Below are 16971 nucleotides of genomic sequence, written 5' to 3'. Positions count from 1 at the left end.
CGTTCAGTGGACAGGGTGAACAGGTTGGGTTAACGTCGGACTCACCGCAAGGTGGCCCCGCCGAGCGTCGGGGGCCGAGGTGAAGAGGAGGACCAGGTGGCCACATTCGGACCGACGGAGATTCTGGTAGTCGGGCCGCGAGAACTGCCGGCGGACGGCCGGGTGAGGGTCTGGGTCGACTCCGGCAGCGGATCAGGTCAGAACATCGAGGTCTGCGCCGAACACCTCATGCTCTCCGTACGGGACACCGGCGAAGGCTCGACAGCTATCTACGATCTGCGCGTCTTTTTCTGCAAGGGATAAGCCTCTCCCGGCGACCGAGCCATCGGCCACCGGCTGGGAACGCAAGCCGCCTGCGGTGGGACACCCATGTCACCACACCCTCCACCGACGCCTCCAGCCCCGGGAGCCGTGGTTCGTCGGCGCCTACCACTACGACCGGATCGCCCCGGCGGCGCAGCGGCAGGTCTGGGCCGTTCGCATGAGCGGGCATCTTCTCCCCGCCGGCAGCGCACTCGGTGGCCCCGGGCGCGACATCTGGTATACAACGGAGATCGCGGCCGGATCCCAACCAACCATCGGAACTGTCGAATCAAGGACAGTCGGCGACACGCCGTGCCTCTAACGTGAATCCGCAATCATGCCTGCCTCGACAAGTCCCGCGAGCACCCCAGCCATCCACGCAGCTGGGAGCAGCATCCGTCGCGATCCCGGCACTCATCCCGGGGGAGCGGGAGCACCGGCGTAGCGCCATTCTGTTTGGGCGGCCATCGGCTCGCTAATCGTCGGCTCGCCGTCGTCGTTCACCGACGTGTTCGGCTTCGTGAAGGACCTGTAACCGGGAAATTGTGTTGTTACGAGGCGACAATGCCCGTCAGACGTTGAACCTGAATTCCACCACGTCGCCGTCCTGCATGACGTAGTCCTTGCCCTCGATCCGGACCCGGCCGGCGGCCTTGGCGGCTGCCATCGAGCCGGCGGCGACCAGGTCGTCGTACGAGACGATCTCGGCCTTGATGAAGCCGCGCTGGAAGTCGGAGTGGATCACACCGGCCGCCTCCGGCGCGGTTGCCCCGATCGGGACGGTCCAGGCCCGGGCCTCCTTCGGCCCGGCGGTCAAATACGTCTGCAACCCCAGGGTGCGGAAGCCGACCCGGATGAGCTGGTCGAGACCGGGCTCGGACTGCCCGATCGACTCCAGCAGTTCCCGCGCCTCGTCCGGAGGCAGGTCGGTCAGCTCCGACTCGACCTTGGCGTCCATGAAGATCGCCTCGGCCGGTGCGACCAGCAGTCGCAGCTCGTCGAGCAGGTCGGCGTTGTTGAGTTCCGCCTCGTCGACGTTGAAGACGTACAGGAAGGGCTTGGTGGTCAGCAGGTGCAGCTCGCGCAGCTCGGCCACCTCGATCCCGGCGTTGGCCGCGCCCGCGTAGAGGGTGACTCCGGTGTCGAGCAGCTCGGCCGCCTTCTTCGCGGCGGTGACGGCGGCGGCCCGGTCCTTGCGGACCTTCGCCTCCTTCTCCAGCCGGGGCAGGGCCTTCTCGATGGTCTGGAGGTCGGCCAGGATCAGCTCGGTGTTGATCGTCTCGATGTCGTCGCCGGGCGAGACCTTGCCGTCGACGTGCACCACGTTGGGGTCGGAGAAGACCCGGACGACCTGGCAGATCGCGGCGGCGTCCCGGATGTTGGCCAGGAAGGCGTTGCCCCGGCCCTGGCCCTTCGACGCGCCCCGGACCAGGCCGGCGATGTCGACGAAGGAGACCGGCGCGGGGATGATCTTCTGCGAACCGTGGATCTCGGCGAGCTTGTCCAGCCGCTCGTCCGGCAGGCCGACCACCCCGACGTTCGGCTCGATGGTGGCGAACGGGTAGTTCGCGGCGAGTACGTCGTTCTTGGTCAGCGCGTTGAACAGGGTGCTCTTGCCGACGTTGGGCAGGCCGACGATGCCGATGGTCAGTGAAGTCATGCGAACGCGACTGCCTCTCTCGTAGCCTCCGGCGACCCGGTGTGGTCCACCGGCCCGGCCCGGGATGAAGTCTACGGACGCTGCCGGACCGGTACCGCGACGGGCGAGACCCGGCGGCCGGGCCACCGCTGACCGACCGTCCGGAGCGCGCCGGCCGCTCCGGACGGTGACCTCGGCCACCAGGCGGTCGGGTACGCACGGCCAGGTCCGATTCCCGCGAGTCAACGAGCCCGGCACGCGGCACCATCGAAGGCATGGAACTGGACTTCGAACGGTGCTATCGGGCGGTCGACAGCCGGGACCAGCGGTTCGACGGCTGGTTCTACACCGGCGTCACCACCACCGGCATCTACTGCCGGCCGTCCTGCCCGGCGACGACCCCGAAACGGCAGAACGTCCGGTTCTATCCGTCGGCCGCCGCCGCCCAGCGCGCCGGGCTGCGCGCCTGCCGGCGCTGCCGGCCGGACGCCGCCCCCGGATCGCCGGAGTGGAACGTCCGGGCCGACATCGTCGGACGGGCGATGCGACTGATCGCCGACGGTGTGGTCGACCGGGCGGGGGTGCCGGGGCTGGCCGGCCGGCTCGGCTACACCGAACGGCACCTGCACCGGATGCTGGTCGCGGAGGTCGGCGCCGGGCCGCTCGCCCTGGCCCGGGCCCAGCGGGCGCAGACCGCCCGGATCCTGGTCGAGACGACCGACCTCGGGTTGGCCGAGATCGCCTTCGCCGCCGGCTTCGGCAGCGTACGGCAGTTCAACGACACGATCCGCGAGGTGTATGCGGTGGCACCGTCCCAACTGCGCGACGCCGCCCGCCGCTCGGCCGGTACCGGCTCCCGCCGCGCTTCCGGGACGACGGTCGGGGGCGGCGTCTCCGGTCCGACGGCGTCGGCGGTCCCCGGCGGCTCGAACGGCACGCCGGGGACGATCGCACTGCGGCTCGCCTACCGGGCACCGCTGCACGCCGACGCGCTGCTGGACTTTCTCGCCCTGCGGGCGGTACCGGGGATCGAGGAGGTCGAGGCCGGGTCGTACCGCCGCGGCCTGCGGCTGCCGAACGGGCCGGCCGAGATCGCCATGACCCCGATGCCCGGGTACGTCGCCGCCACCCTCCGGCTCGCCGACGTCCGTGACCTGGCCCCGGCGGTGGCCCGCTGCCGCCGCCTCTTCGACCTGGACGCCGACCCGGAGGCGGTGGACGGGGTGCTCGGCGCGGATCCGGCGTTCGCCGAGGCGGTGGCGAAGGAGCCGGGCATCCGGGTGCCGCGTGCGGTGGACGGCTTCGAGATGGCCGTCCGGGCGATCGTCGGCCAGCAGGTCTCGGTCGCCGGAGCGCGTACCGTGCTGGCCCGGCTCGCCGCCGCCGTCGACACCGGCGCGCCGGCCGCCCCGGCCCGGGACGCTGACCCGCCCGGCCGGGTGGACCGGCTCGACCCGACCGCCGTCCCCACGGACTCGGCTGTCAAGCCGGCGGGATCGACCGCCGGGCCGGCGGGATCGACCGCCGAGGCAGCCGGACCCGCCGGACTGCGCGCGTTTCCGACCGCCGAGGAGGTGCTGGCGCTGCCGGACTCCGCGTTCGGCATGCCGGCCGCCCGGCGGGCGACGATCCGGGCGCTGGCCGAGGCGGTCGCCGCCGGCGACCTGGACCTGGACCCCGGCGCGGACCGGGCCGAACTGGTCGACCGGCTGACCGCGCTGCCCGGCATCGGCGCCTGGACCGCCGGCTACGTCGCGATGCGGGCGATCGGCGACCCGGACGTCTTCCTCCCCACCGACCTCGGGGTACGCCGGGGCGCCGCGGCGCTCGGCCTCCCCGACGACCCGTTGAGCCTCGACGCGTACGCCGGCCGCTGGCGGCCCTGGCGCTCGTACGCGGTGATCAGACTATGGAGAGCAGAGTGAACGAGATGTACAGCGGCCGGATCGAGACGCCGGCCGGACCACTGACCGTCCTCGCCGACCCGGAGGGCGTGGTGCACGCCGCCGGCTTCACCACGGACAGCGCCAACCTGCTCGGCCTGGTGCACCCCCGACTGCGTCGGGAGGTCCGGGAGCGGTCCGAACTCGGCCCGGTCAGCGCGGCCGTGCGGTCCTATTTGGACGGGGACCTGACCGCGATCGACGCGGTACCGGTCGTGCAGCACACCGACGGCGAGTTCATGGCCCACGCCTGGAACACGTTGCGACAGGTCAAGCCGGGCGAGCCGATCACCTACACCGAATTCGCCGAGCTCTCCGGCCGGCCCCGGGCGGTCCGGGCCGCGGCGATGGCCTGCGCCCGGAACGCGGCGGCGCTCTTCGTACCGTGTCACCGGGTGCTGCGCACCGACGGCGGGCTCGGCGGCTTCCGGTGGGGGCTGCCGGTGAAGACCTGGCTGCTCGCGCACGAGCGCCGGGCGGACGTCCCTTAGAAGGCAGCTGGCAGTCCCTCCAGCAGGTCAGCCCGAGCGCTCGGCGGACGTCCGCAAGGAAACCAGCCGGAGGGTTTCCGAGCAGGCCGGCTCGACCGCCGCGACATCCGGATGCGGGTGTCGCGGCGGAATATACTGACGGCCACCGATCAGGGACCGTGCCGGTCCCGGCCGCACGGCCTGGCACCGGAGGAGATGCCGTCGGCGGAGCCGGACCGGGTCGACGCGGCCCGCTCCTGGCTCGCCGCGCGGTACGCCGAACTGCTCCGCACACTGGTGCTGGCCGCACCGCCGCCCGCCGGGTTCGACCCCGAACGCCTCCGGGTGCAGGCCGAGCGGCTGGCGGAGCGACGCCGACCGGTACGCCCACCAGCACTGAGCCGCCGATCAGCACCGACCGGGCGGCGCACCGCGCCCGGCAGGTGTGTCGCGAGCGCCGCTTTGCAGCGGGGCGCCACCTGAGCCGTCGACCAGCGCCGATCCGCCGACCGGTGCCCGCCGGACCCGTTCCGGCGACGCCAGGTGACAACAACACGACTCATCCGGAAGCTGGATTTGCCATTAACGTCATGGCATGGCGCCGGATCGTGACGACGAGCCCACGGTCCGGGGCCGGCCGGGCTTCCGGCTGCCCGCCCGGCTGGGGCTTCGCCGGAGGGGGCAGCCGTCGCAGCGCACCGCCGACCCGCCGCCCCGGCACACCACCGACCAACCGTCGCAGCGCACCACTGAGCCACCGTTGCGGCGCCGGCTCCGGCTGCCCGGCAATCCGTTGCCCCGCAACCTCTGGCGGCTGCGGCGCTACCTCCGCCCGTACCGGGTGCAACTGGTCTGGCTGCTGCTCGCGGCGTTCGCGGCGACCGGGGCGAGCATCGCCGTACCGCTGGTCGTGCAACGGGCGGTGGACGGCCCGATCGCGCACCGCGACCCCGGCGGCCTGCTCCGGCTCGGCGGGCTGGCGCTGCTGCTCGGGCTCGCCGAAGCGGCGTTGATCTTCATCCGGCGGTGGGCCCAGTCCTCCTCGGCGGTCGGGATGGAGGCCACCATCCGGGACACGAGATCTACGCCCACCTGCAACGGCTGCACATCGGCTTCCACGACCGCTGGCAGTCCGGCCAGTTGCTGTCCCGGGTCACCAGCGACCTCTCGGTGATCCGGCGCTTCCTCTCCTTCGGGCTGCTCTTCCTCGTCGTGAACGTCACCACCTACCTCGCCGTGGTGACACTGCTGATCACCTTGCACCCGGGCCTCGGGCTGCTGGTGGCGGCCGGCGCGGTGCCGCTGTTCCTGGCGAGTCGCCGGTTCACCCGGGCCTACCTGCTGGCGGCCCGGCGGCTCCAGGACGAGCAGGGCGACCTGGCCACCCTGATCGAGGAGTCCGCGCAGGGCATCCGCACGGTCAAGGCGTTCGGCCGGCGCCCGGAGATGACCCGGCGGTTCGCGGCCGGCAGCCGTACGCTGCACGACACCGCGACCGGCAAGGGCCGACTGCTCGCCCGTACCTCCGCACAGTTCGACCTGATTCCCAACCTGACCCTGGCGGCGGTGCTGGTGGCTGGTGCGGTCGCCGTCGCGGAGGGTTCGCTGACCATCGGCGGACTGGTCGCCTTCGTCAGCCTGCAACTGATGCTGATCTGGCCGATCGAGTCGCTCGCCTGGATCATCGCCAACGCCCAGGAGGCGATGACCGCCGCCGACCGGATCTACGAGGTGCTGGACACCCCGCCGACCGTCGTCGACCGGCCGGACGCGGTGGCGCTGGCCGGGCCGGACGGCGCCGGTCGGGGCGGCGCGCTCCGCTTCGACGGGGTGTGGTTCGGCTATCCAGAGGGGCCTCCGGTGCTGCGCGGTGTCGACCTGGCGGTCCAGCCCGGCGAGACGCTGGCCATCGTCGGCGCCACCGGCTGCGGCAAGACCAGCCTGCTGTCACTGGTACCGCGCCTCTACGACGTCACCGCCGGCCAGGTCACCCTGGACGGCCGGGACATCCGGGACATCCGGCTCGACTCGCTGCGCAGCCGGGTCGGGATCGCGTTCGAGGAGCCCACGCTCTTCTCGATGTCCGTCCGGGAGAACCTCACCCTGGGCCGGGCCGACGCGGGCGACGACGAGGTACGCGCCGCGCTCGCCGTGGCCCAGGCCGACTTCGTGTACGACCTGCCGTGGGGGCTGGACACCCGGATCGGCGAGCAGGGGCTCTCCCTCTCCGGCGGGCAACGGCAACGGTTGGCCCTGGCCCGGGCGGTACTCGGCCGGCCCGGGGTGCTGGTGCTCGACGATCCGCTGTCGGCGCTGGACGTACACACCGAGGCGCTGGTCGAGCGGGCGCTGGCCCGGGTGCTCCGGGACACCACCGCACTGGTGGTGGTGCACCGGCCCTCGACCGTCGCCCTCGCCGACCGGGTGGCACTGCTCGCCGACGGCCGGATCACCGCCGTCGGTACCCACGCCGAACTGCTGCGCGAGGTGCCCGCGTACCGGGCAGTGCTCTCCGCCGAGGACACCGGCCCCGCCGAGGACACCGGCCCCGCCGAGGCGGCCCGCGACGGCCGACCCGCCGAGGCTTCCACCGCCACCCGTCGCGCCGAAGCCGCCCACGACAGCCGCCGCACCGAGGCGGCCGAGGACAGCCGCCGCACCGAGGCGGCCGAGGACACCGACGACCTGGGACTCGTCAGGTCATGACGGCAGCCGGTCCGGTCGACGGCGCGACGGCGGCGGAGTCCGCCGACGACCCGACGACGGCCACCACCCCGGACCTGGCCCGGTGGCGGGGCATCGCCGCCGACCCGGAGGCGGACCGGACCGCCGCCGAGACCGGCACCGCGCAGGGCATCGCCAGGCTCCGCAGCCGCAGCCGGGTCCTGCTCGGCTCGCTGATCCGGCCGCACCGCAGGTTGATCGGCGTGGCGGTGGCCCTGCTGCTGCTCCAGAACGCGGCCGGGATGGCCGGGCCGTACCTGGTGATGCTCGGTATCGACCGGGCGATCGGGCCGCTCCGGGCCGGTGACCCCGGTCCGCTCGTCGCGGTGGCGACCGCGTTCGGGCTGGCCGCCGGAGCCGAGTACGCCGGCAAGCGCGGCTTCCTCACCCTCTCCACCCGGATCGGCCAGGCCATCCTGCTCGACCTGCGCCGCCGGGTGTACGACCACTTCCTGCGGCTGTCGGTCAGCTTCCACGAGCGCTACACCTCGGGCCGGCTGGTGGCCCGGCTGACCAGTGACATGGACTCGATCGCCGAGCTGGTCGACGGCGGCATCGACGACCTGGTGCTCGCCGTGCTCTCCATCGTCTCGGTGGCCGGCGTCCTGCTCTGGCTGGACCTGCCGCTGGCCGCGGTGACCCTGCTCGCCTTCCCGTTCCTGCTCTGGCTGTCCCGCTGGTTCGCCCGCGCCTCCGCGTCCGCCTACCGGCGTACCCGGGAGACGGTCGCGCTGGTGATCGTCCACTTCGTCGAGTCGCTCGGCGGGATCCGGGCGGTGCAGGCGTTCCGGCGGGAGCCGCGCAACCAGCAGATCTTCGCCACCGTCAACGACGACCACCGGCGGGCGAACCTGCGGGCATTCCGGCTGATCGCCACCTACTCCCCGGCGATCAAGGTGATCGGCAACGTGACCATCGCGGTGGTGCTGGCGTACGGCGGCATGCGGGTGCTGGGCGGGCACGCCGAGATCGGCGTACTCGCCGCGTTCCTGCTCTACCTTCGCCGGTTCTTCGAGCCGATGCAGGAGTTGAGCCAGTTCTACAACGCGCTCCAGTCCGCCACGGCAGCGCTGGAGAAGCTGGCCGGGGTGCTCGACGAGCGGCCCGGCGTACCGGAACCGGCCGCTCCCCGCCCGTTGCCGACCGGCCCGGTCCGGGGTGCGGTCGAACTGGACACGGTGACCTTCGGCTACCGCGCCGACACGCCGGTCCTGCCGGAGCTGAGCCTGTCGATCCCGGCCGGCCAGACGGTGGCGCTGGTCGGCGCGACCGGGGCCGGGAAGTCGACGGTGGCGAAGCTGGTCGCCCGGTTCTACGACCCGACCCGGGGCACCGTCACCCTGGACGGCGTCGACCTGCGCGACGTGGCCGACGCCGACCTGCGCCGGGCGGTCGTCATGGTCACTCAGGAGAACCATCTCTTCGCCGGATCGGTGGCGGACAACATCCGGTTCGGCCGGCCGGGTGCGGACGACGAGGACGTGGTCGCGGCGGCGGACGCGATCGGCGCGCACGACTTCATCGCCGCGCTGCCTGCCGGGTACGCAACCGACGTGCACCGGCGCGGCGGCCGGCTCTCCGCCGGGCAGCGGCAGCTCGTCGCGTTCGCCCGGGCGTTCCTCGCCGACCCGGCGGTGCTGATCCTGGACGAGGCCACCTCGTCGCTGGACATCCCGAGCGAGCGGCTGGTGCAGCGGGCCCTGCGGACCATCCTCGCCGACCGGACCGCGATCGTCATCGCCCACCGGTTATCCACAGTGGAAATCGCGGACCGGGTGCTGGTGCTGGACGGCGGCCGGGTGGTCGAGGACGGTCCGCCGGAGTCGCTGATCGCCCGAGGCGGCCGGTACGCGGCGCTGCACCGGCAGTGGTGCGACTCGCTGCTCCAGTGAGCCTCCGACCCGGCCCGTCGCAGTCCGGCGGACGCCACGGTCCGACGCTGACCGCCGCCGGACCTCCCGACCGCCGGCCGGGCGGTCCCGCCGCTGTGGCGGGGCGATCCCGGCCACCTCGTTTACCTCAGGTTCGCACCGGTACTCCTAGCTTCGGCCCATGACCAAGCACTTCAGGTTCATCGCGGTGGCGATGATCGCGGTGTCGCTGGCCGCCTGCACTGCCAAGAGCGGTCCGCCGGAGTTCGAGCCGGGTTCTCCGGCTGCCACCGGTGCCCGCTGCGACGGCCGCATCGACGCCGCCTTCGGCGCATGGGCTCGGGCCGGGTTCAGCGGCTCGATCGCGATTTCGACCGGTGGGCGCTTCGACTGCCTGGCCAGCTACGGATCGGCGGACGAGGCCGCCGGCACCCCGAACACGGTCGATACCGTCTTCAGCATCGGCTCGGTCACCAAGGCGTTCACCGCCGCCACCGTGTTCCGACTGGCGGACGACCGCAAGCTGGCGCTCGACGACCGGGTCGGCAGCATCCTGCCGGAGCTGACCGGTCCGGTGGCCGGGGTGACCGTCCGGCAACTCCTGCTGCACACCAGTGGGCTGAACGGCACGCACGGCACCGACCACAAGCCGCTGGACCGGGCCGGAGCGCTGTCGGCGATCGGCGGCCTGAAGCTGGCGTTCGCGCCGGGCACCGGTTACGTCTACTCGAACGCCGGCTACACCCTGCTGGCCCTCGTGATCGAGAAGGTCTCCGGCCGGAGCTACCGGGACTACACCATGGCGGAGATCCTGCCGCTGCCCGACGGCCGGGTCGCCGGCGGATTCTGGGATGGCCAGCCGGCCGCGCCGGGTCCTCGCGCTGTCGGCCGGCTCGACGGCGGCCAGACCGGTGAGTCGGGAGATTTCTCCGGACCGCACTGGGCGGTCGACGGCAACGGCGGGCTGGCGATGACCACTCGGGACCTGGCGGCCTGGACCCACGCGCTCTTCACCGGCCGGCTCGTCTCGGCCGCGTCGGTGCAGGCGATCGGCACCCCGGGGTACGACCTGGGCAAGGGCCGATCGGAGACGCCCGGCTGGGTGGCGTACGGCGCCTCCGTGTACGGCAAGCCGTTCCTGACCACCGCGGGTGGGGGTGGCGACATCGGCCACAACGCCGTGGTGGTGTGGGTACCCGAGGGCGAGCGGGTGATCGCGATGGCGTCCAACCGGCCCGAGGTGAGCGCCGAGAAGCTGCTCGAAAAGGTGGGCCCGGCCCTGCTCGCCGGCGCTCCGCTGCCGACGCCCAGCCCGCCCTCCGGCGGCACCGCCCCGGCCACTACCGTCGGGAAGTACCGGCTGGAGACGGGAGGTGGGTTCGAGGTGACCGCCGCCGGCAACCAGATCTCGATCTCCGCGAGCGGTGCCGACGCCGTTGCCGCGCTCTTCCCGCCGCGCGGCGTCTCCGCCGACGAGCTGCGGCGGCACGAGGAGCGGGTGCTGGGGCTACTCGACGGGAAGACTCAGGAGGGCCGCAAGGAACGCAAGGCACTGGAGGCCGCGTTCGGGCGGATCACCGGCATCACTCCCGGCGGCACCGTCGTCCGGGACGGCGAGCTGCACAGCTATGTCTCCGTCAGCACTGACTCCCGGACGGTCCTCGGGTGGTTCGCGGTCAACCAGGAGGGCGGGGTCGAGGCCGCCGAGGTGGACACCGGACCGCCGACCCTCACCCTCACCTCGGCCGGTGCCGGCCGCTACCGTCCCGACGACCCGACCGGCAGCGGCCCGGAGGTGGTCGTCGAGTTCGCCGCAGGCCGGCTGACCGTCACCGGACCGGGCGGCCCGTACGTCGCCAAGCTGGCCGGCTGACCGGCCCCGGTCCCGCTCCGAGGAGCCACGCCATGCGCATCCTGCTGGTCGAGGACGACCCCGATCTCGCCGAGGTGGTCGCCCTCGGCCTGCGCAACGAGTCGTACGCGGTCGACCTGGCGACCAGCTACGCCGACGCCGAGGAGCTGCTCCGGATCACCGGCTACGACGTCGCCTGTCTCGACCTGGGGCTGCCGGACGGGGACGGGCTCGACCTCGTCCGGCGGCTCGGCCGGGATCCGGAGCTGCACCGGCCCCGGCGCTGCCTGGTGCTGACCGCCCGGGACTCGGTGACGGACCGGGTAGCCGGGCTCGACGCGGGTGCGGACGACTACCTGGTGAAGCCGTTCCACTTCGCCGAACTGGTTGCCCGGCTGCGGGCGCTCGGGCGCCGGGGCGACGTACCCGGCTCGACGCTGCGGGTCGGCGACCTGACCCTGGACCTGGCCGCGCACCGGGCGTGGCGGGCCGGCACCGAACTCGGGCTGACCGCCCGGGAGTTCTCGCTGCTGCGCTACTTCATGCACCATCCCGGCCGGGTGCTCTCCGCCGAGGAGCTGCTGGAACACGTCTGGGACGCGCACGCCAACCCGTTCACCTCGTCGGTCCGGGTGATCCTCAGCCGGTTGCGCCGGAAACTCGGCGAGCCGGCGCCGATCGTCACCATCACCGGCGTCGGTTACCAGCTGGCGGAACCGTCGTGAGCCGCGGCTGGCGCTCGCTGCGGGTACGACTCGCGGTGCTCGGCTTCCTGGCCAGTTACGTACCGGTCCTGCTGCTGTTCGGCGTGACCCTGGTGACCGACACCGAGACGACGACGCAGGCGCTGATCGGTGCGGAACCCGTCGAGCACACCACCACCGACCGGTCCGGCTGGGTCACCTGGACGGTTCTCGCCCTCGCCCCGGTCGCCGCCGGACTGGCCTGGTGGTGGGCCGGCCGGGCGGTCGGCCCGATCGACCGGATCCGGCGGGTCGTCGAGGAGATCGAGGGAGCGGACCTGAGCCGGCGTACCGGGCTCGACCAGGGCCCGACCGAGCTGGTGTCGCTCGCCGCGAGCTTCGACGCGATGCTCGACCGGCTGGAGCGGGCCGCCGACACCCAGCGGCAGCTCATCGAGGAGACCAGCCACGAACTGCGGATCCCGCTGGCCGTCCTGGTCACCAATGCCGAGGTGCTGCTCACCCATCCAGAGCCCACCGTCGAGGTGTACCGGAAGGGACTCGAACGGTCCCGGACCGCGGCGGTACGGCTGCGGGCGACTCTCGACGAACTCCTGGTGGATGCCCGCGGCCGGGCCCGCGTCCTCGACCGGCAGCCGGCCGAACTGACCGCCATCGTCGGCCGGGTACTGGAGGACGCCGGCGTACTGGCCGCGAAGCGGGGGATCCGGCTCTCGGCCGGCGGGCCGCCGGACGCGAGCTGCGCGGTGGACGAACCGACGGTACGGCGTGCCGTCACCAACCTCGTCGACAACGCGATCCGGTACGCCCCGGCCGGCTCGACGGTACGGGTCGACGTCGAGGCCACCGACTCCGAAGTGGCCGTACTGGTCACCGACCACGGCCCGGGCGTCCCGGCCGACGAGCAGGAGCACGTCTTCCAGCGTTTCTGGCGTGGCCGGCGGGATGTCCCCGGCACCGGTCTCGGCCTGGCGATCGCCCGGCAGATCGCACTGGCGCACGGCGGCGACCTCACGCTGCGCTCACCGGGACCCGACGGCGACGGTTGCGAGTTCCGCCTCAGCCTGCGCCGCTGACGCCGTACCCGGCTCAGCCGGGACAGCAGCGTGCTCAGCTCAGCCGGGGCAGCAGTAGGCGGGCGACGTCCAGGGCCCGGCTGGCCGGCGACGGGTCGCCCGGTTTCCACTCCTCGGCCGTCCAGACGTCCGAGAGCACCGCCATGACGAAGCCCCAGCCGACCACCCGGTCCACCGGCATCGCCAGCAGGTCGGCGAGCTGTTCGACCCGGGCCGGCACCAGGGCGGTCAACGCCGGGTCCCGGTCGTCCGGCTCGGGGTTGTAGAGCAGCGCGCCGACCTCGAACCCGGGATCGCCGACCAGCCCGTGCGGGTCGATGGCGAGCCACGGTTCGCGCTCCGCGCGCAGGATGTTGTCGTGGTGCAGGTCGCCGTGCAGCACCACCCGTCCGGTCGCCGAGGCGCACAGCTCGCGCATCAGGCCGCCGGCTCGGGCGACGAGGTCGGCCGGCAGCGGCCCGCCGTCGCCGTGCACCGCCAGGTACTCGTCGAAGCCGGCGCCATAGGTCGAAAGGTCGGGCAGCGGGCAGTCGGCCGGCGGCGGTACGGCGAGCCGGCGCAGCACCTCCGCCGCCACCGAGGTCGCCTCGGCGTCCCGGCCGGGCACCAGGTCACGCAGCCGCCAGCCGGGCTCGGCCCGCTCCAGCAGCAGGGCACCCCGGTCGAGGTCGGCGCGGAGCAGGCGTACGGCGCCCCGGCCGGCGAACGCGGCCAGCGCCGGTGCCTCGGTACGCAGCGACTCCCCGCTCGGTACACCCAGCTTCAGCACCGCCGGCCGGCCGTCGGCACAGGTCACCCCGGTGACGTAGTGGAACGACAGGTCGTACGGCTCGCCGACGGTCAACTCCCAGTCGGCGGCCACCTCGGCGAGCACCCGGGGCAGTTCGGCGAGCCAGCGGACGCCGTCCGACCCCCACACCTGCCGTACGTTGCGGGCCAGCGCGTCGGGAATCACGGCGTCCACGGTATCCGGCGGATCGGCAGGGCGGGATGTCGTACCCGGGCGGCAGGATGCGGGGCGACCAGAGTTCGTGGTCACGTCGGGCCGGCGGCGTGCCATCGGCCGGAGGGAGAGTCCATGGCGATAGGGGTGCTGAGCCGGCGGCGCTCCGCCGCGACCATCGAGGCGGCGGCGCCAGGCGCGTTGGTGCTCGACGTGACCTCGCGCGGGCCCGACCCTTGGGTGCGGCTGAGCCCGTTCTATCCGCACGGCGGCATCCCGGTGCCGTTCTCGCCCGGCGTTTCCGGCGAGTCCGTGGAGGGGATCTGGCAGGCGCTCAAGGTCTTCGCCGGTGCCGACGTCGATCCGGGCCGGCTCGGCGTGACCACGATGAAGGGCCTGAAGCGGACGGTGCGCCGCTACGGGCCGGTGCGGGGGCACCGGGCCGGGCTGACCGGCGACCGACTGCTGGGCTACGCGGAGGCCCGGCGCCTGATCTACCTGCCGGCGTACCGGTGGGTGCTGGAGCATCCCGCGGCCGACCTGGTCGCCGAGCTGCGTCGGCTCTCCGCCGACCGGGATCTGGTGCTGCTGGACTACACCACCAACGCCGACGTCGCCGACCTGGGCACCCCGCTGTCGCACGCCGCCCTGGTCCGGTCGTTCGTGTCCGGGGAGTGGCCGGCGGAATCACCGCCGGGCGAGCCGGCCGGGGCACTGTCCGGCGGGGCCGCGGAATAACAGTCCGGCAGCGGGCCGGCGGTGTGGAAATCCCGGTCGTCCGGCCGGCCGTCTCCCGTACCATCGGCCAGATGACGGATACGGAGCGGCACCAGCGCACCGGCGTCCCGGAGCGGCCGAGCCTGGACGGGCTGGCCGAGAAGTGGGCCCACCGGTGGCAGGAGGAGGGGACGTACGCCTTCGACCGGACGAAGAGCCGGTCGGACGTGTACGCGATCGACACTCCCCCGCCGACCGTATCCGGCGAACTGCACATGGGGCACGTCTTCTCGTACACCCACACCGACACGGTGGCCCGGTTCCAGCGGATGCGCGGCCGGACGGTCTTCTATCCGATGGGCTGGGACGACAACGGCCTACCCACCGAGCGCCGGGTGCAGAACGTCTACGGCGTCGCCTGTGACCCGAGCCTGCCGTACGACCCGCAGTGGCAGCCGCCCGGGCGGCCGGTCGGCGAGGAGGCCCGGAAAAACCCGGTGGCGATCTCACGGCGCAACTTCGTGGAGCTGTGCGCCACGCTGACCGCCGAGGACGAGCAGGTCTACGAGGAGCTGTGGCGGCGCCTCGGGCTGTCGGTGGACTGGTCGCTGACGTACACCACGATCGGCCCGACCGCCCGGGCCACCGCGCAGCGGGCGTTCCTGCGGAACCTGGCCAGGGGTGAGGCGTACTCCGCCGAGGCGCCCGCGCTCTGGGACGTCGGCTTCGGCACGGCGGTGGCCCAGGCGGAGCTGGAGGACCGGGAGCGGCCGGGGGCGTACCACCGGATCCGGTTCGAGGTGCTGGCGTCCGGGCCGGGCAGCGCCGGTACCCCGATCGGTCCCGGCCCCGGCCGCGACGACCCGTACGTCCACATCGAGACCACCCGCCCCGAGCTGCTGCCGGCCTGCGTGGCGCTGGTCTGCCACCCCGACGACGAGCGGTACGCCGACCTGGTCGGCGGCACCGTCCGCACCCCGCTGTTCGGCACCGAGGTGACCGTCTACGCCCACCCGCTGGCGGATCCGGCCAAGGGCACCGGTCTGGTGATGACCTGCACCTTCGGTGACCTGGCCGACGTGACCTGGTGGCGGGAGTTGCGGCTGCCGACCCGGGTGGTGATCGGCCGGGACGGCCGGCTGCTGCCCGAGCCACCGCTAGGGGTCGACCCGGACCCGTACGCCGGACTCGCCGGCCTGAAGGTCAACGCGGCCCGGCGGCGGATGGTCGAACTGCTGGCCGCCTCCGGCGACCTGGTCGGCGAGCCGAGGCCGGTCACGCATCCGGTGAAGTTCTACGAGAAGGGCGACAGCCCGCTGGAGATCATCTCCACCCGGCAGTGGTATCTGCGCAACGGTGGTCGGGACGCCGAACTGCGGGCCGCACTGCTCGATCGTGGACACGAGCTGAACTGGGTGCCGGCCCACATGCGGCACCGCTACGAGCACTGGGTGAGCGGGCTGACCGGGGACTGGCTGATCAGCCGGCAGCGCTATTTCGGCGTGCCGTTCCCGATCTGGTACCGGCTCGACGACGCTGGCGAGCCGGATTACGACCAGCCTCTCACGCCGGACGAGGCCGTGCTGCCCGTCGATCCGACCTCCGACACCCCGGCCGGATACACCGAGTCGCAGCGCGGCCGGCCGGGCGGTTTCATGGCCGACCCGGACGTGATGGACACCTGGGCCACCTCGTCGCTGACCCCGCAGATCGTCGGCGGCTGGCTCGACGATCCCGACCTGTACGCCCGGGTCTTCCCGATGGATCTGCGGCCGCAGGGGCAGGAGATCATCCGTACCTGGTTGTTCGCGACCGTCGTGCGCGCGCACCTGGAGGCCGGGGTGCTGCCCTGGCGGGACGCGGTGCTCTCCGGCTGGATCCTCGACCCGGACCGCAAGAAGATGTCCAAGTCCAAGGGGAACGTGCAGACTCCGATGGGGCTGCTGGAGGAGCACGGCCCGGACGCGGTCCGCTACTGGGCGGCGAACGGGCGGCCCGGCACCGACCTGGCGTTCGACCCGGGCCAGATCCGGATCGGCCGGCGGCTCGCCACCAAGCTGCTCAACGCGTCCAGGTTCGCACTCGGCCTCGGTGCCGGCGACGCCCTGCGGGCGCCGGCGACCGAGCCGCTGGACCGGTCGATGCTCGCCGGACTCTCCACTGTGGTCGCCACCGCCACCGCCGCCTTCGACCGGTACGACCACACCGAGGCGATGCAGGTCACCGAGGCGTTCTTCTGGCGGTTCTGCGACGACTACATCGAGTTGGTGAAGGAGCGGGCCTACGGCGAGGGTCCGGGTGCCGAGTCGGCCCGGGCCGCGCTGGCGGCCGCCCTCTCCACGCTGCTGCGGCTGTTCGCCCCGTTCCTGCCGTACGTCACCGAGGAGGTCTGGTCCTGGTGGCGGTACGGCTCGGTGCACCGCTCGCCGTGGCCGACGACGTACGAGATCCAGCGGGTGGCCGCCGACGGCGACCCGGACCTGCTGGAGCTGGCCGGCGCGGCGCTGACCCAGGTACGCCGGGCGAAGTCGGAACGGAAGGTGTCGATGCGTACCGAGGTGCCGCTGGCCGAGGCGCTCGGGCCGGCGGCGATGCTGGAGCAGTTGGCCAGCATCGCCGGTGACCTGAAGGCGGCGGGCCGGATCGGCAAGCTCGACTTCCTCCCCGACCGCACCCCGGAACTCGTCATCGCCTGCGCCTTCTAGCCGAGCAGTTCCCGGGTGAGCAGC

Annotated in this window: 12 protein-coding genes and 1 pseudogene; 11 read left to right on the top strand and 2 right to left on the bottom strand. The window is 72.9% G+C overall.

What is annotated here, in order from left to right; genetic code table 11:
- Positions 1-96: 96 nt before the first annotated feature.
- Positions 97-303 (top strand): hypothetical protein, encoded by a 207-nt coding sequence (locus tag ACSMXO_RS05070; protein ID WP_455416866.1) that lies wholly within the window; start codon positions 97-99, stop codon positions 301-303.
- A 571-nt stretch (positions 304-874) separates the two neighbouring features.
- Here ACSMXO_RS05070 and ychF read toward each other — a convergent pair.
- On the bottom strand, positions 875-1963 hold the full coding sequence (gene ychF / locus ACSMXO_RS05065) for a redox-regulated ATPase YchF (protein ID WP_318397572.1): 1089 nt from the start codon (positions 1961-1963) through the stop codon (positions 875-877).
- Positions 1964-2217: 254 nt separating this feature from the next.
- On the opposite strand from ychF, the gene ACSMXO_RS05060 reads away from it, so the two are divergent.
- The 8 genes and pseudogenes from ACSMXO_RS05060 (at position 2218) to ACSMXO_RS05025 (ending at position 12582) form a co-directional block, all read left to right on the top strand.
- Entirely contained in the window at positions 2218-3867 is a 1650-nt protein-coding gene (locus tag ACSMXO_RS05060) for a DNA-3-methyladenine glycosylase 2 family protein (protein WP_455416865.1), read from the top strand.
- Between the two features lie 5 nt (positions 3868-3872).
- Positions 3873-4376: a methylated-DNA--[protein]-cysteine S-methyltransferase gene (locus ACSMXO_RS05055; RefSeq protein ID WP_455419170.1), complete on the top strand. Its 504-nt coding sequence runs from the start codon at positions 3873-3875 to the stop codon at positions 4374-4376.
- A gap of 195 nt (positions 4377-4571) precedes the next feature.
- The gene (locus ACSMXO_RS05050) at positions 4572-4838 is read left to right on the top strand and encodes a hypothetical protein (RefSeq protein ID WP_455416864.1); all 267 of its coding nucleotides are present in this window, start codon (positions 4572-4574) and stop codon (positions 4836-4838) included.
- A gap of 277 nt (positions 4839-5115) precedes the next feature.
- Positions 5116-6905 (top strand): annotated as a pseudogene (locus ACSMXO_RS05045) (ABC transporter ATP-binding protein); the annotation flags it as partial.
- A 152-nt stretch (positions 6906-7057) separates the two neighbouring features.
- The gene (locus ACSMXO_RS05040) at positions 7058-8971 is read left to right on the top strand and encodes an ABC transporter ATP-binding protein (RefSeq protein ID WP_455416863.1); all 1914 of its coding nucleotides are present in this window, start codon (positions 7058-7060) and stop codon (positions 8969-8971) included.
- Between the two features lie 160 nt (positions 8972-9131).
- Positions 9132-10823, top strand: a complete 1692-nt coding sequence (locus ACSMXO_RS05035) for a serine hydrolase domain-containing protein (RefSeq protein ID WP_455416862.1) — start codon at positions 9132-9134, stop codon at positions 10821-10823.
- Positions 10824-10855: 32 nt separating this feature from the next.
- The gene (locus tag ACSMXO_RS05030) at positions 10856-11527 is read left to right on the top strand and encodes a response regulator transcription factor (RefSeq protein ID WP_455416861.1); all 672 of its coding nucleotides are present in this window, start codon (positions 10856-10858) and stop codon (positions 11525-11527) included.
- Positions 11524-12582: a HAMP domain-containing sensor histidine kinase gene (locus tag ACSMXO_RS05025; protein ID WP_455416860.1), complete on the top strand. Its 1059-nt coding sequence runs from the start codon at positions 11524-11526 to the stop codon at positions 12580-12582. The genes ACSMXO_RS05030 and ACSMXO_RS05025 overlap by 4 nt, the downstream gene beginning before the upstream one ends.
- 34 nt (positions 12583-12616) lie before the next feature.
- Here ACSMXO_RS05025 and ACSMXO_RS05020 read toward each other — a convergent pair whose 3' ends face one another.
- The gene (locus tag ACSMXO_RS05020; protein ID WP_455416859.1) at positions 12617-13537 is read right to left on the bottom strand and encodes an aminoglycoside phosphotransferase family protein; all 921 of its coding nucleotides are present in this window, start codon (positions 13535-13537) and stop codon (positions 12617-12619) included.
- Between the two features lie 123 nt (positions 13538-13660).
- On the opposite strand from ACSMXO_RS05020, the gene ACSMXO_RS05015 reads away from it, so the two are divergent.
- A complete protein-coding gene (locus ACSMXO_RS05015) occupies positions 13661-14263 on the top strand; it encodes a DUF6939 family protein (RefSeq protein ID WP_455416858.1) in 603 nt (200 codons plus the stop codon).
- Positions 14264-14334: 71 nt separating this feature from the next.
- Positions 14335-16947, top strand: coding sequence for a valine--tRNA ligase (valS, locus tag ACSMXO_RS05010; protein ID WP_455416857.1), 2613 nt, complete (start codon positions 14335-14337; stop codon positions 16945-16947).
- The last annotated feature ends 24 nt before the right edge of the window (positions 16948-16971 follow it).

The organism is Plantactinospora sp. DSM 117369, from assembly GCF_053764795.1.
This window is presented reverse-complemented; position numbering and strand designations above follow the sequence as displayed.